This window comes from Vibrio sp. S17_S38 (assembly GCF_014694375.1).
Lineage (GTDB): Bacteria > Pseudomonadota > Gammaproteobacteria > Enterobacterales > Vibrionaceae > Vibrio.
In genome coordinates this window covers 1-14,365 of sequence record NZ_JAAUWW010000013.1, presented here as the reverse complement: position 1 = coordinate 14,365, position 14,365 = coordinate 1, and the positions used below count along the sequence as shown (strand labels likewise).

General features: G+C 38.8%; 15 protein-coding genes. 6 read left to right on the top strand and 9 right to left on the bottom strand.

Annotation, left to right across the window (positions count from 1 at the left end):
• Positions 1-59 precede the first annotated feature (59 nt).
• Both HC725_RS11125 and queC read left to right on the top strand, forming a co-directional pair.
• Positions 60-1,523 (top strand): phosphatase PAP2 family protein, encoded by a 1,464-nt coding sequence (locus HC725_RS11125; RefSeq protein WP_190331891.1) that lies wholly within the window; start codon positions 60-62, stop codon positions 1,521-1,523.
• Positions 1,520-2,218 (top strand): 7-cyano-7-deazaguanine synthase QueC, encoded by a 699-nt coding sequence (gene queC / locus HC725_RS11120; RefSeq protein WP_190331890.1) that lies wholly within the window; start codon positions 1,520-1,522, stop codon positions 2,216-2,218. Before HC725_RS11125 ends, queC begins: the two co-directional genes overlap by 4 nt.
• Before the next feature lie 83 nt (positions 2,219-2,301).
• Here the strand turns inward: queC and HC725_RS11115 are convergent, their stop codons facing one another.
• Both HC725_RS11115 and HC725_RS11110 read right to left on the bottom strand, forming a co-directional pair.
• Complete coding sequence (locus HC725_RS11115) at positions 2,302-2,652, bottom strand: DUF2750 domain-containing protein (RefSeq protein ID WP_190331889.1); 351 nt, start codon at positions 2,650-2,652, stop codon at positions 2,302-2,304.
• 77 nt (positions 2,653-2,729) lie between these two features.
• Positions 2,730-3,917, bottom strand: a complete 1,188-nt coding sequence (locus HC725_RS11110) for a class I SAM-dependent methyltransferase (protein ID WP_190331888.1) — start codon at positions 3,915-3,917, stop codon at positions 2,730-2,732.
• Positions 3,918-4,046: 129 nt separating this feature from the next.
• Between HC725_RS11110 and yccX the strand changes: the two genes are divergently transcribed.
• Complete coding sequence (yccX, locus tag HC725_RS11105; RefSeq protein WP_190331887.1) at positions 4,047-4,319, top strand: acylphosphatase; 273 nt, start codon at positions 4,047-4,049, stop codon at positions 4,317-4,319.
• Position 4,320: 1 nt separating this feature from the next.
• Here yccX and HC725_RS11100 read toward each other — a convergent pair whose 3' ends face one another.
• The 6 genes from HC725_RS11100 to HC725_RS11075 form a co-directional block, all read right to left on the bottom strand.
• Positions 4,321-4,650, bottom strand: a complete 330-nt coding sequence (locus HC725_RS11100; RefSeq protein ID WP_190331886.1) for a TusE/DsrC/DsvC family sulfur relay protein — start codon at positions 4,648-4,650, stop codon at positions 4,321-4,323.
• A gap of 177 nt (positions 4,651-4,827) precedes the next feature.
• Positions 4,828-5,490 (bottom strand): Bax inhibitor-1/YccA family protein, encoded by a 663-nt coding sequence (locus HC725_RS11095; RefSeq protein ID WP_190331885.1) that lies wholly within the window; start codon positions 5,488-5,490, stop codon positions 4,828-4,830.
• 327 nt (positions 5,491-5,817) lie between these two features.
• The gene (locus HC725_RS11090; protein WP_190331884.1) at positions 5,818-6,567 is read right to left on the bottom strand and encodes an amino acid ABC transporter ATP-binding protein; all 750 of its coding nucleotides are present in this window, start codon (positions 6,565-6,567) and stop codon (positions 5,818-5,820) included.
• 20 nt (positions 6,568-6,587) lie between these two features.
• Positions 6,588-7,685, bottom strand: coding sequence for an amino acid ABC transporter permease (locus HC725_RS11085; RefSeq protein WP_190331883.1), 1,098 nt, complete (start codon positions 7,683-7,685; stop codon positions 6,588-6,590).
• Between the two features lie 13 nt (positions 7,686-7,698).
• Positions 7,699-8,907, bottom strand: a complete 1,209-nt coding sequence (locus HC725_RS11080) for an amino acid ABC transporter permease (RefSeq protein WP_190331882.1) — start codon at positions 8,905-8,907, stop codon at positions 7,699-7,701.
• A 118-nt stretch (positions 8,908-9,025) separates the two neighbouring features.
• Entirely contained in the window at positions 9,026-10,048 is a 1,023-nt protein-coding gene (locus tag HC725_RS11075; RefSeq protein WP_190331881.1) for an amino acid ABC transporter substrate-binding protein, read from the bottom strand.
• Positions 10,049-10,536: 488 nt separating this feature from the next.
• On the opposite strand from HC725_RS11075, the gene HC725_RS11070 reads away from it, so the two are divergent.
• From HC725_RS11070 to btuD, 3 genes are read left to right on the top strand one after another with little or no spacing between them, the layout of a single operon-like run.
• Positions 10,537-11,475 (top strand): precorrin-2 dehydrogenase/sirohydrochlorin ferrochelatase family protein, encoded by a 939-nt coding sequence (locus HC725_RS11070; protein WP_190331880.1) that lies wholly within the window; start codon positions 10,537-10,539, stop codon positions 11,473-11,475.
• Positions 11,476-11,526: 51 nt separating this feature from the next.
• Positions 11,527-12,522, top strand: coding sequence for a vitamin B12 ABC transporter permease BtuC (gene btuC, locus HC725_RS11065; protein WP_190331879.1), 996 nt, complete (start codon positions 11,527-11,529; stop codon positions 12,520-12,522).
• Positions 12,523-12,547: 25 nt separating this feature from the next.
• Entirely contained in the window at positions 12,548-13,297 is a 750-nt protein-coding gene (gene btuD / locus HC725_RS11060) for a vitamin B12 ABC transporter ATP-binding protein BtuD (protein ID WP_190331878.1), read from the top strand.
• A 357-nt stretch (positions 13,298-13,654) separates the two neighbouring features.
• Here the strand turns inward: btuD and HC725_RS11055 are convergent, their stop codons facing one another.
• Entirely contained in the window at positions 13,655-14,230 is a 576-nt protein-coding gene (locus HC725_RS11055) for a nucleoside triphosphate pyrophosphohydrolase family protein (RefSeq protein ID WP_190331877.1), read from the bottom strand.
• Between the last annotated feature and the right edge of the window lie 135 nt (positions 14,231-14,365).

The following is a 14,365-nucleotide window of genomic DNA, read 5'->3' as shown; positions in this document are numbered from 1 at the left end:
ATTCAGGGAATATAGCATCCGCCTCATTAACACCCCATTTGCGATATGGAATCAGACATTTGAAACAAGCCGCTATGTTATTTTTTGCTTTATATATACTTTTAACTGCGTCTATAGCCCATGCTAATGAGGCTAAGTTAAAAGGGGCATTGTGTTATATCCAAGCAGATAATCAAATCGTATTTATCCAAGAGGTCATTACTGGAAAGTATTCTCTACCTGGTGGAACTATTGAGGTTGGAGAAAGCCCTAAAGTTGCAGCAGAGCGAGAAACATGGGAAGAAAGTGGCCTTGTTGTGAATGCCAAAGCTTTATTGACGAAAACAAAAACTGCTTATATTTACGATTGCGAAGTGGAGTCTCCAATTTTTGTCTATCATCACCAAAACAAGCGTGGGTTCCACTTTATACCCGCATGGTTCGCTCCTAGTTACGGAGTAGAAACACAGAGCGTTTTTTTGTCACTACCTGAGAATATATCTGCGCAAGAATATCGTTTTCCTGAGCAATGGAAGAAACAAGTTTATGGGCATAAGGTGAGTAATCAGGATGTTCAATATATTTATAACACAGTCAGCTCTGCGCCTTATTTCCAGAAAATGGAACTCTCTTTCATTGAGGTGGTACAAAATAGCATTTTAAGCTTAGATAACACTTTTAGTCGTGGATTCGTTTGGGTTACTTTGATGCTGGATAGCCTTTCTAGTGTCTTCATGATCCTACTTGTATTGCCGTTAATTAATTATTTATTTGGGGCGAAATTTAGTATTCGTTTATGTTTTATCGTTATTGTGACGACAGTAATCGTCTACTTTATACAGTTAGGATTGAAGCTACCAAGACCCGATGCTTATTTTCCTGATATACAAATCTCGCCAAAAACGGGCTTTGGGATGCCAAGTTTAGAATCGACGTTAAGCATGGTTTGGTTGTGTTATGTTTTTAATGCATTGGTGAGAAGATATGGAGAATTCTCACCCTATAAATTTTTGCCATTATTAGTGATTTTTATTGTGTGTAAAGATTTGGCAACGGTTTGGCTTGGAGGGCAGTTTTTCTCTGATATTTTGTGTGGTTATATACTAGGGATACTCGTTGCTTGGCATTATATTCGTATTGAAAATAAAGAAAATACGTATGTCTCTAATGTTATAGTTAACCCTATATTATGGTGGTTATTAACCCTGTGTTTGCATGGTCTAGTTTGGTTTAGTCATGCTTTGATTATTGGTCAGCTGGCTGCAATAGCCTTGGCAATTTCTTTACTGCTTAGCGTGACTTTCAAACATTCAATATTTGATGGTTTTTTCTCACCAAAAGTTCAAATAACGTTGGTATCTATCGTGGCCATCGGAGGGATTATTTTCGCCCAGCAGATGATTGATTTCGTATCGGATAGCAGTATGATGGCTTATTTTGCAAAATGTGCAGTGGTCTTCTTCCTCACTTTGAATGCGATGTTATTAGGGCGAATTAAACCACATGCCAATGCGTCTAATATTAATTTAGGAATATATTTATGAGTAAAGCAGTTGTTGTTTTTAGTGGAGGGCAAGATTCAACTACATGCCTTGTTCAAGCAATACAAGACTATGATGAGGTTCACGCTATTACCTTTGATTATGGTCAGCGCCATAAACAAGAAATTCAAGTTGCTCAACAAGTTGCTCAACAGTTAGGTATTACTGCGCATAAGATAATGGATGTTGGCCTGCTTAATGAGCTTGCGATTAGCTCTCTAACGCGCGATGACATTCCGGTCTCACATGAATTGCAAGAAAATGGCTTGCCAAACTCCTTTGTACCTGGTCGTAATATACTATTTCTAACTCTTGCAGGTATTTACGCTTATCAAATTGGAGCTGATGCGGTTATTACTGGTGTTTGTGAAACCGATTTTTCAGGCTATCCGGATTGCCGAGATGAATTTGTGAGGTCAATCAATCAATCTTTAGTACTCGGAATGGATAGGGCATTTGAAATAAAAACACCATTAATGTGGTTAAATAAAGCACAAACGTGGGCATTGGCCGATCAATATCAAGCTTTAGATCTAGTTCGAACTCAAACACTTACTTGTTATAATGGGGTAATTGGTAGTGGATGTGGTGATTGTCCTGCATGTGATTTACGCAGAGCAGGATTGGATGATTATTTAGAGAATAAAGATACGATCATGGCTGAATTATTGGCAATGCAAGCGGTAACAGAATCTTAATTGGGTTATTAAAAAATAGCCCCACAAAGGTGAATATACTTTTATGGGGCTCTCAGTTAATACATATCAAATGTCTTTAATATTTAGATGTATTGTTTAGCAAGCTCTGAAGGCTCAAGTTCCAGACCTTCAAGCTGATCATTCCAGTTTGTTCCAATCAGTACACCATCTTCGGCAAGAGTAATTAGCCAATCTTCAACAAAAATATCTAGTGGGATTTCTAGTACTTCAAAATCAGACCATTCTTCAACATTGTGCGTTTGAGCGTCTTCTTTTGCTGACCAGAATGGCATGACTTCACTTTCTTCAAATTCAGAAGAGTCACACGATAACCAACCTTCATCATTTTTTAAGCCCCAAACCAATTTGGTTTCTTGAGTCTCTTTTACAAACAAGGCTAGGTTTGCTTCAATATCGTTCGTTAATTTTGACATGCTGTACTCTCTATAAAATAATTGGGTACATAATTAGTACCATAAGATGGTTGTTAATCGATCGAACAGACTCGTTATTAGTTAACCTGACAAGCAAAGCCTTTCAAGTAAAATCCTTCTGGATATGCGCTATCAATGGGGTGATCTGCTGCTTGAGCAAAGCGTTCAATAAATTGTACTCGACGACCCGCGTCTAATGCTGCATCGGCAATGATTTTTTGAAATAAATTAGATTCCATCAAACCAGAGCAAGAATAAGTGAGTAACATACCGCCAGGGTTTAGGATTTGCATTGCTAACATGTTGATGTCTTTATATCCACGACAAGCACCATTTAATTGAGCTTTTGATTCTGCAAACTTAGGTGGATCCATGATCACAACATCAAATTTAGTGCCATTCTCACGATATTCTCGTAATAGCTTAAAGACATCGGCATTTAAAAATTCAGCTTTTGATAAATCGAATCCATTTAACTCAGCATTGGCTTTTGCATTATCTAGCGCAGGTTGAGATACATCCGCATTGATAACATTAGCCGCATTGCCTTTAAGTGCATATAAACCGAACCCACCAGTATATGAGAAACAGTTCAATACTGATTTTCCTTCAACGTATTTCATCGCTTGCTGGCGACTATCACGTTGATCAAGATAAAACCCTGTTTTATGGCCTTTTTGAATATCGACTTGGATTTTGATGCCATTTTCTTCAATGACGATAGAGCTCGGTGGCATTTCACCATGAATAAGACCTTGTCTCTCTTTTAAGCCTTCTTTTTTGCGCACTGAAACATCTGAGCGTTCATAGATGCTACAAGTTGGGAATACTTGTTTCAGTGCTTCAATCAATTCTTCACGTTTCGCTTCAGCGCCTGCACTTAATAACTGACATACTAAGAAATCTTGGTAACGATCAATAGTAATGCCTGGCAAACAATCCGACTCACCTGCGATTAAGCGGTAACCCGTTAAGCCACCACGTTTAATGATTGCTTCACGCATTGTTTGGGCTTCTTGTAAGCGCTTAACAAAGAATACGGTATCGATATTTTCTTTCTCAAATGACCATACACGAGCCCGAATCTGAGACTGAGGCGAGTAGGCGGCTTTCGCTAGCCATTGACCACTGTTTGAAAATACATCCACGGTATCGCCAAGTTCTGGATTACCTTCTACTTTTTGAATGCCACGAGAAAATACCCAAGGGTGACGACGAATAAGGGACTTTTCACGGCCTTTAACAAGGTAAATAGCAGGAGTCATAAGATTGAGTTGCCTAGAATAGAAAGGAAAACCGTATTTTCAGTTAATGTGAAAAGGAAAGCAAATTTAACCGTGATAATTGCTAGAATTTTAATGCTTAAGGAAATAAATGCAGTAAATGGAGGCTATATGGCGTTTTGTAATCGATTATTCATTGTTTCAGGTCTAGTTCAAGGTGTTGGTTTTCGTTATCAAACTGCACATCAAGGCTTGCTGATGGGGTTAACAGGTTATGCAAAAAACTTAAATAATGGTGATGTTGAAGTCTTAGCTTGTGGTGATGAAAACCAAGTTGCTGAGTTTGCTACTTGGCTGAAAAAAGGGCCGAAATCTGCGTTTGTTGAGCGACTAGAAGAAGTTCCGACAGAGAAACAAGCCACGCGAGATTTCGTTATTTTGTGATTTACAAGCATTTAGCTGGCTTGGGTAAGCCTGCAAGTTTAGTTGCTTGTTTAGCTGGGCCTTTTTTGAACAGTTTAAATAAATATTTGCTACTGCCTTTTTCTGGACCATGCGCTTTTTCCATTGCTTTAACCAGCATCCGTACCGCTGGTGATGTTTTGAACTCAAGGTAAAAATTGCGAACAAATAAAATCACTTCCCAGTGAGCATCGGTTAATTCAATATTTTCAGACTCAGCCAAAAGAGGCACTAGCTCTTCGCACCACTGGGTATAATCGAGTAGATACCCTTCACTATCGGTTTCAATAACAGATTGATTAAAGTGATACATGTTTTACCTAATGATTTTAAAATATCAGAATGTGATAAGGGTATCGGAATCTTTCACGAGAGCCAACATATTCACGATATAAAAAAGCCCGAAAGCGACTCTATTCCTAGAGAACACTTTCGGGCTAGTTACATATACCGTTCTTACTTAGGTATAACGAGTCTATGTAATTGTAGATTAATCTCGGCTTGTGATGCCTAGAATGCTCAATAGACTAATGAAAATATTGTAGATCGATACATACAGTGTAATGGTCGCAGAGATGTAGTTAGATTCACCACCTCGGATAATATTTTGTGTAGTCAGCAATATGGCACCTGTTGAAAACAATATAAACATACCGCTTAGTGCAAGGTGGAACATAGGAATATGGATGAAGAAGCTTGCAACCATACCAACTACGATCACAATGAAACCAGCCATCATGACACCGTTCAGTACGGAAAGATCACGTTTAGTCGTAAGGGCGTAAGCTGAAGCAGCCATAAAGGCTAATGCTGTACCACCAAGTGATGTAATGATGATGTCACCCATACCGTTGGCAACATACATATTTAGAATAGGTCCTAAGGTGTAACCTAAGAAACCCGTAAATAAGAACGTAAATACTAATCCTAAGCTAGAGTTACGATTTTTCTCGGTCAAGAAGAGTAAGCCATAGAAGCCAACTAACATGATGATGATTCCAGGGCGAGGTAAATTTAGCGCCATTGATACGCCAGCCACAACCGCAGACCAAAGTAATGTCATGGATAGTAGGAAGTAAGTATTGCGTAATACTTTGTTCGTTTGTACAACGCTTTCGCTTCTTGCTGAGCGTGATGTTAGTGGACTGTTCATAAATTTCCTCATTAGTAACGCTTTCGTTAAGCTAAGTCTGTCATAAAACTAGACGAGCTTATACTTTGTTAGTCCTTAAATGCGGTTATAAGTTCACTTTTTCAAGTGCTAACCACGAATAGAATTATTATAAACGAATGTACTTAAATTATAACGTCAGATTCAATATAAAGTTGTAACAGCTGATGTTGTATTCGGAGGTGAAATTATTATTGAGAGAATATATTTTCATAGTGGTTATGTTTAACCGATAAATAAAAAAACCTCACTATTACCAAAGGTAACGGCAAGGCTGATTTATATTATCTGTGCTTAAAATTCTAATTATTAATGATGCAAAATTTGACTTAAAAAATTAATCGTTCGATCGGATTGTGGATTTTCAAAGAATTCTTTCGGATTATTCTCTTCAATAATTTCACCTGCATCCATGAAAATAACGCGATCAGCAACTTCTTTTGCAAAGCCCATTTCGTGAGTGACACAAAGCATTGTCATACCCTCACCGGCAAGCTCAACCATAACATCAAGAACTTCACGAACCATTTCTGGATCAAGCGCTGACGTTGGCTCATCAAATAGCATGACTTGGGGATTCATACATAAAGAACGAGCAATGGCCACGCGTTGTTGTTGACCACCAGATAGTTGACCGGGGTATTTATCGGCTTGATCTGGAATTTTTACGCGCTCTAAGAACTTCATTGCGATTTTCTCTGCCTCATGTTGCGGCATCTTCTTAACCCAAATCGGTGCTAAGGTGCAATTTTCTAATACGGTTAGGTGAGGGAATAAATTAAAGTGCTGGAAACACATACCAACTTCTTTACGTACGGTTTCTATCGTTTTTAAATCTTCGGTTAATTCAGTGCCCGAAACGCGGATACTACCTTTTTGGTGCTCTTCTAAATGGTTAATACAACGGATCATGGTTGATTTACCTGATCCTGAAGGACCACAAATAACAATTTTCTCACCTTTTTTAACGTTAAGGTTGATGTTTTTTAGCACGTGAAATTCACCGTACCATTTATTCATGTCCTTTATTTGGATCATGTAATCTTGTTGTTCAGTCATAATACTTCCTTGAATTACACTTAACGTTTATGGCCAGTGTTGAGTTTGTTTTCGATATACATTGAGTAACGCGATATACCAAAACAGAAAACCCAAAAGACGAGTGCAACAAATACATAGCTTTCGGTCGAATAACCTAACCAATTTGGGTCGGTATTGGCAGATTGTCCTATTCCTAATACGTCATACATACCGATGATGAGTACTAAACTTGTATCTTTAAATAGAGACAAAAAGTTATTCACAATTGACGGAATAGTGATTTTTAAAGCTTGTGGCAAGACTATCAAGCGCATTTTTTGCCAATAACCTAGCCCTAAAGAATCGGCTGCTTCATATTGACCTTTTGGTATGGCTTGTAAACCACCACGAACCACTTCAGCCATATAAGCGGAATAGAACATAGTGACACCGATTAAAGCGCGAATCAGTTTATCGGTTTGGATACCACTTGAGAAAAATAGCGGTAACATGACTGATGCCATAAATAAAACGGTAATCAGCGGAACGCCACGCCAGACCTCAATATAAATGACACTGAGTTTGTTGATGATTGGCATTGTAGAACGTCGCCCTAATGCCAATACCACACCAATGGGTAGTGATAAAACAATACCAATAATCGCCAAAATCAATGTGACTAATAAGCCACCCCATTGATGGGTTGACACTTCAGGCAGGCCAAACATTGATCCTTCTAGTAAGCCAGCCATCAATATCGGATAAGCGCTACCAAAGAAAATAAAAATCCATGTACGTTTAGGTGTTTTGTCATACGCCATAAGTGCAACAAGTATGGCTAAAGTTGCATAGAAAAAGCGAGGACGCCACAGCTCAGCAGTTGGGTAGAAACCATACATGAATTGTTGCCAACGTACGCTGATAAATACCCAGCAAGCACCTGTGCTAGTGCAGTCATCTCGGGTAGATCCAAACCAATCGGCATTGAATACTCCCCACTCTAAGACTTGCCAAATAATATGGAAAGCAAAGTAAGCCAAGATAACGGTAGTAATGGAATTGGCAGGGCTGCTAAATAGATTTTTACGCATCCAGCCGACAACACCCACAGTATTTTGTGGTGGTGGAAGGCTAGGTTGAAATTGATGTATTTTCATTATTCTCTCCACCTTATCGTTCGACTAATGCGACTTTATTGTTATAAATATTCATTAGCCAAGAGGTGAGTAGGCTTAACGCTAAATATACCCCCATGGTCATAAAGATAATCTCAATCGCTTGCCCGGTTTGGTTTAACGTTGTGCCAGCAAACACGGATACTAAATCAGGATAACCAATTGCCATCGCTAATGATGAGTTTTTGGTTAAGTTAAGATATTCACTGGTTAGTGGTGGGATAATGATTCGCATTGCCTGTGGAATAACAACAAGTTTTAATGTTTTAGTATGGGAGATACCAAGAGCCATGGCAGCTTCAGTTTGACCATGATCAACGGCTTCAATACCCGAGCGAACAATTTCAGCAATAAATGCTGCGGTAAAAATCCCAAGGGCAATCAATAAAGCAAACAACTCAGGCAGGATAGTAATGCCGCCTTTAAAGTTGAATCCTTTTAATTCCGGATATTCAGCTGAAATCGGCATACCAGCTAGAAAGTAGGCAATCAAAGGTAAACCAATACATAAGCCTAGAGCGATCCTACCGAAAGGTGTTTGTTTTCCAGTTAGTTTTTGTTTGTTTTTTGACCAGAAATATAAGCTAATACTGAGTGCTACAGCTACAACTGCTGCGATACCAATGAGCATGCTTCCGCTTTCAAATACAGGCTTAGGAAGGTATAAACCACGGATATTTAAAAAAACGGCTTCACTAAAGCTTAAGCTTTGTCTTGCAGAAGGTAGGGCTTGTAAAACGGCGAAGTACCAGAATAGAATTTGCAGTAGCGGAGGGACATTTCGAACTACTTCTATAAATACAGTAGCTAGGCGATTGACTATCCAGTTAGAAGATAATCGAGCAATACCAACGATAAATCCTATAATAGTGGCAAGAATAATCCCAAGAACGGAAACAAGAACCGTATTTAATAAGCCAACAAAGAAGGTTCGTCCAAAGGTATAGGTTTCGTCATAAGCAATTAATGTTTGGCTAATACTAAAGCCAGCTTCCCGATCGAGAAATCCAAAACCGGTTGAGATACCACGATCATTTAAGTTAGCAACCGCATTACTGATAATGACATAAAAGAAATAACCGACAACGGCAACGGTGATTAATTGGAATGTAATAGATCTAAATGTGGGGTTATAAATTAAGCTTGAAAGCGAATTATTCGTCTCTGACGAATTGATAGCTTCATTTGATTTGATGGGTTTCATACTACAGTAACCTCAAAATCTGATTATAAATAGGGCGGTCGAAACCGCCCCTTAGCTTCTTACGCTATATTTGATTGTATATAGCACGAAGCTTCATATTTTCGAGAACTAATGAAAACTATCGAATAGGTGGAGCGTATTGGAAGCCACCTGCGTTCCATAATTTATTCACGCCACGGTCAACTTTTAAAGGTGAACCTTGTCCAACAGTACGTTCAAACATTTCGCCGTAGTTACCGACTTGTTTCACGATTTGATAAGCCCAATCATCTTTCAGACCTAAACCTTCTCCTTTAGGACCATCAAGACCTAAAATACGTTTGATATTTGGATCATCAGACTTCTTCATTTCATCGACATTTTTCTGAGTAATACCGTATTCTTCAGCATTGATCATAGCGAATAATGTCCACTTAGCGATATTGAACCATTGGTCATCGCCTTGACGAACAGCAGGGCCTAAAGGTTCTTTTGAAATGATTTCAGGTAGTACAATGGCTGAACTTGGATCTTTAAGATTTAAACGTAGTCCGTAAAGTTGAGATTGATCAGAGGTTAATACATCACAGCGACCAGAATCGAAGCCTTTTGAAGTTTGATCCATGGTATCGAAAACAACGGGTTTGAAAGACATGCCTTGTACACGGAAGTAATCAGCAAGGTTTAGTTCGGTAGTGGTACCCGCTTGAACACAGATTGAAGCACCATCAAGTTCTTTTGCGCTTTTCACACCAAGGTCTTTTTTGACCATAAAACCTTGACCATCATAGTAAGTCACACCAGCGAAGTTTAAGCCAAGTGAAGCATCACGCTGTAGTGTCCATGTGGTGTTACGAGAAAGAACGTCGACTTCACCTGATTGAAGGGCAGTAAAACGTTCTTTTGCATTTAGAGGGACATATTTAACTTTCGTTTTATCACCAAGTACTGCGGCTGCAACCGCTTGGCAATATTCAACATCAATCCCTTCCCATTGACCTTTTTCATTTGGGTTAGAAAAACCTGCCAAACCAGTACTCACACCACATTTTAATTCACCCGCTTTCTGTACATCTTGCAATGTTCCTGCAAAAGATGAGCTTGCCATCATTGCAGCCGAAACGGCTATAGCAGATGCTAATAGTTTGATTTTATTCGCCATATGTATTCTTCCTGTATACGTCCATAATAACCAGCTTCCACTGATTGAGGGGTCTCTGTGAATAATTTTCAAGTAAAAATGTCTTGTTAAAACACTTATCTTAATGGTCGATGTATTCAGCTTGAAATTATTATAACCAAACACATTCCTAACTATTTAAGCGTAGGAAAGAATGAGGATTTCACAAACGGAATATAGCAATATGTGTTTGAGTGAAATCACAAATCCTTCAATAAGATTAGAATGAACAAATGTAAATTCGATGTAAATAGTGCAATATTGCGACATCAGTGAACATTGTTGTATTAATTCTGGAAAGTTGAGTATTAATAAAATTATTAATTGTTGGGATAGGGTGTTTTAGAGTTTTTTCTTATAATTATTGAAAATTTCGAAGCAAAATTGTTTGTGATATCGATCGTGTGTTACTAATTTGCACAATTTTGGTAATATCTAAATGTGCTGTTTATCGCAATATAAGGATTCTGATGCGTTATTTTCCAATTTTTATCGATCTCAATAATAAGCCGGTATTGGTTGTTGGTGGTGGAGACGTTGCTTGTCGTAAAGTAGATATGTTACTTCGTGCTGGTGCTAAGGTAACCGTGATTTCACCCCAGGTGCATAAACATCTGTATCAACTTGCGGAACAAGAGTTGCTATTGTGGGTGCAGTCTTTTTATCAAACCGATATGTTGGTCGATTATGTTCAGGTGTGGGCAACAACAGATAATCCAGAACTGAATCATAAAGTCCATTTGGATGCGAAAGCCCAGAATATTTTGGTCAACGTTGTCGATGACACTCCTTACTGTGATTTTATTACGCCTTCGATGATTAACCGTGGTCGGATACAAATTGCCATTTCAAGTGGTGGCGCCTCACCGGTATTAATTCGCTATTTACGCGAAAAATTAGAATCTATTTTACCTCAAAATCTTTCTCTTTTAGCTGATTTTGGCGCATCAAAACGTAACAGCATAAAAGAAGAATTAAACTCTGTTGATGAACGACGTAAGTTTTGGGAACAGTTTTTCACCTCACCAATAATAGATAAAGCGACAGACAGAAAAGATCTTGAGGTTCTTTATAATCAAATTCTTGAGCAAGATTCATGCGTGACAGGGTCGCAAGTATGGATTGAATATGCAGATGATGTAGAGCTATTGTCGATCAAATCATTACGATTAATGCAACAGTCGGAATTGGTGCTTTACCCGCGTGACTGCCCATTTGAGTTCATTGATTTATGTCGAAGGGATGCAGATCGTGAGCAGTACAATGATTACTCACAATTAGCCGCACTTTTAGAACATGCAAAAACAGATCTGCGTAGAGTTTGTATCTTCATTCCGAAAGGCAACCATGATAATGAATTAAAGTTGATGAGAGGCTCGGATGACTTACTCAAAATCGCCGCGAAATAAAATGCTGCGATTAATTCGGTCAATATGTAGCGATAGGTTGCGAAGGTAAAAATGCAATATCACCAATTAATGGATTTTAAACAGGCACGTTGGCAAAAACCTTTTTTTATTATGTCGCTGTTAATGTGCATCCTCAGCGTAACTTACCTCAAGATTGGAGAAGTTGCGCTACCTTGGACTTTTCCATGGTCTGAGTTCCAACAACAAATTTTTGCTAATTTACGTTTACCACGCTTAATTGCCGTTATGGTTATTGGCGCTGCATTGGCGGTATCGGGTGCTACATTACAAGTTTTATTAGGTAATCCATTAGCAGAGCCGGGAATCATCGGTATATCAGGTGGTTCGAGCTTAGCTATGGTGATCTTGTTATTTTGCTTTCCTATGTTGGCGGGTGTGTTTGGTACGATGCTGGCGGCAATAGCCGGCGCGCTCGTTTTTACCTTTATCATTGTCGGTTTGGCTAAAGCGATGAAGCTTACTACTGCAAGATTACTGCTAGTTGGTGTGGCTTTAGGCATATTATCGAGCTCTGCGGTAACGTGGGCATTTTATTTTAGCGACAATTTTAATCTACGTATTTTAATGTACTGGTTAATGGGCAGTGTAGGTGGTGTGACATGGCAACAGCTTAGTGTGGTTGTTTTAATGTTGCCTTGCATTATATGGCTATGCAGCCGAGGTCGGGATTTAGATTTATTGATGCTTGGTGAGAAGCATGCCCAGCAATTAGGTTTAAACGTTATCCATCTACGCTGGAAACTAATTGTTGTTATCGCCATTTTAGTGGGATGCTCAGTGGCGATTGGGGGTGTTATTAGCTTTATCGGCTTAGTGATCCCACATTTGATTCGACTAACCTTGGGCAGTGAAAACCGTTATTTATTACCAATGGCTGCGCTCTCTGGAGCCACATTACTTGTCCTTGCTGATTTACTTGCGCGAATATCTCTACACTCTGCTGAATTACCTCTAGGTGTGGTAACGACCAGTATTGGCGCTCCAATTTTCATATGGATGTTATTGCGCAATTATGATCAATATTAATACAAATATGGATACCACAAATTAGATGATTGATATTGATTCTATTTCCTTGCCACCAAGATTAATGCCAATGTCTTTGAGTATTCAAGCTGGAGAGATAGTGCATGTGATAGGCCCAAATGGTAGTGGGAAAAGCACACTTCTTGAAGCCGTTTCTGGTCTATTAGCTTGCGAAGGCTCTATCTGTATTGACGGAAAAGATATCCGCTCACAAACGTTAGCATCGCTTGCTAACCAGAGAGCATATTTACCTCAACAGTTTCAATCGGCGTTTAGTTTGTCCGTTGCTCATTATCTCTCCTTATCGATTCCTCTTTCTGCACAGCCTTCAGATGTTGCAAAGGCTGTGGGAGATATTACTCAATTATTAAGTATCGCCAATAAATTAGAGCGGCAGACTCGCCAGCTTTCCGGTGGTGAATGGCAACGAGTGCGTTTGGCCGGTATGTGTTTGCAAGTCTGGCCAGAGCTAAACTCACAAGCGAAATTATTAATTTTAGATGAACCTGCCGCGCCATTAGATGTAGGTCAACAAGGATTGCTTTATAAGTTGATTGATTTAATGGCAAGTAAAGGGCTGGCTGTATTAATGGCGAATCATGATCTTAACCGAACATTGCATCATTCCGATACTGTTGTAGTGCTCAAGCAAGGCATTCTGAAAGCACAAGGCAAGACACAAATCATAATGAACGCAGATCTACTTTCTCAAGTATTTGAGACTCGAATTAGAAAGGTGGAGATTGAGCAGAGTGCTTATCTATTAATTGATTAATTCGGTGATCAATTGAGAGGCAAGTAAAATAAAAAGTGGTGCAACGAGTAGGCAAGGGAAACGTTGGTAGAGTGGATTTAATGAATAAATGAAGATGAGTTATTTTATTATCATTAATTTTCAATTGGTTATGAGTTTTTTGTTGGTGATTTAAAAGTTGGCACAGAAATCGCATTATCTAGAGAGATACATTCTCGTCCTATTTGTTGTTATTACAATCACAACAGCTATGCCTGTCTAGTTTTAGACAGGCTTTTTTTTATCGATCGTTTACCAATCTTCAATTCGTGGTTGAATCTGCCGTTTGAGTGGAAGTGTCAGATTGAGGTTCATTGAACAAGCGTTAAAAATAAGAGCTTATTGAGTCAATGACGCAAGATCAGCAGGGCGATAATAAACCGATTTTAGTACTTTTCCTTTACGGACAATTTTACCTTGCATGTCGACATCTTTAGCGCATTTAGCAATGATGTATTCGCCTTTTTCAATACCATCTAACTCAACATTTTGCTTAGCATAAAAAACTTGGGTTTCAGCAAATTCTTGTTCGTTACGACACACTTTACTCATATTGCTTGAATGGACTTCATCCCAACATGGTAAAAAATTAATCCCACGGTTTTTAGCCACATGTAATAACAATTCAATGATGTAACTGATCCCGATATTCGCTTCAAAGGTGCTATCACCACGATGAACAAGACGGCCCATTAAAACGTAAACAGTATCGACGATGGCATCGGCTTGCTCTGTTTTATTATCGGCTTCTGCAAGCTCGGTAAGTTCTTCAATGGCTAAAGAGGTATGCAGAGTATCGGCTTTATCATCAAGGCTATCTAAATCAGCAATAGGAAGATCAAAAGTAAAACGAAACTCCGAAATATCTTGGTATAGATGCGTAAATAATTCAGAAGTGAGTAGTGTGAATTGCATGATATTTGATCCTCATAATAAAATTTTCCAGATGATTGTCACCACCAGTGCAAAAATGATCCACTAACACCAATTGAAAATTGATCCACTTGGTATCATTCAGTTTTAACAAAACTGGATGGTGATTATGTTAAC

What these genes read in the sequence shown, in the direction of transcription:
- btuC (WP_190331879.1), top strand. Translation starts at nt 11,527, where the DNA reads ATGCAATATCACCAATTAATGGATTTTAAACAGGCACGTTGGCAAAAA.
- HC725_RS11115 (WP_190331889.1), bottom strand. Translation starts at nt 2,652, where the DNA reads ATGTCAAAATTAACGAACGATATTGAAGCAAACCTAGCCTTGTTTGTA.
- HC725_RS11080 (WP_190331882.1), bottom strand. Translation starts at nt 8,907, where the DNA reads ATGAAACCCATCAAATCAAATGAAGCTATCAATTCGTCAGAGACGAAT.
- HC725_RS11055 (WP_190331877.1), bottom strand. Translation starts at nt 14,230, where the DNA reads ATGCAATTCACACTACTCACTTCTGAATTATTTACGCATCTATACCAA.
- HC725_RS11090 (WP_190331884.1), bottom strand. Translation starts at nt 6,567, where the DNA reads ATGACTGAACAACAAGATTACATGATCCAAATAAAGGACATGAATAAA.
- HC725_RS11075 (WP_190331881.1), bottom strand. Translation starts at nt 10,048, where the DNA reads ATGGCGAATAAAATCAAACTATTAGCATCTGCTATAGCCGTTTCGGCT.
- HC725_RS11095 (WP_190331885.1), bottom strand. Translation starts at nt 5,490, where the DNA reads ATGAACAGTCCACTAACATCACGCTCAGCAAGAAGCGAAAGCGTTGTA.
- HC725_RS11110 (WP_190331888.1), bottom strand. Translation starts at nt 3,917, where the DNA reads ATGACTCCTGCTATTTACCTTGTTAAAGGCCGTGAAAAGTCCCTTATT.
- queC (WP_190331890.1), top strand. Translation starts at nt 1,520, where the DNA reads ATGAGTAAAGCAGTTGTTGTTTTTAGTGGAGGGCAAGATTCAACTACA.
- btuD (WP_190331878.1), top strand. Translation starts at nt 12,548, where the DNA reads ATGATTGATATTGATTCTATTTCCTTGCCACCAAGATTAATGCCAATG.
- HC725_RS11070 (WP_190331880.1), top strand. Translation starts at nt 10,537, where the DNA reads ATGCGTTATTTTCCAATTTTTATCGATCTCAATAATAAGCCGGTATTG.
- HC725_RS11100 (WP_190331886.1), bottom strand. Translation starts at nt 4,650, where the DNA reads ATGTATCACTTTAATCAATCTGTTATTGAAACCGATAGTGAAGGGTAT.
- yccX (WP_190331887.1), top strand. Translation starts at nt 4,047, where the DNA reads ATGGCGTTTTGTAATCGATTATTCATTGTTTCAGGTCTAGTTCAAGGT.
- HC725_RS11085 (WP_190331883.1), bottom strand. Translation starts at nt 7,685, where the DNA reads ATGAAAATACATCAATTTCAACCTAGCCTTCCACCACCACAAAATACT.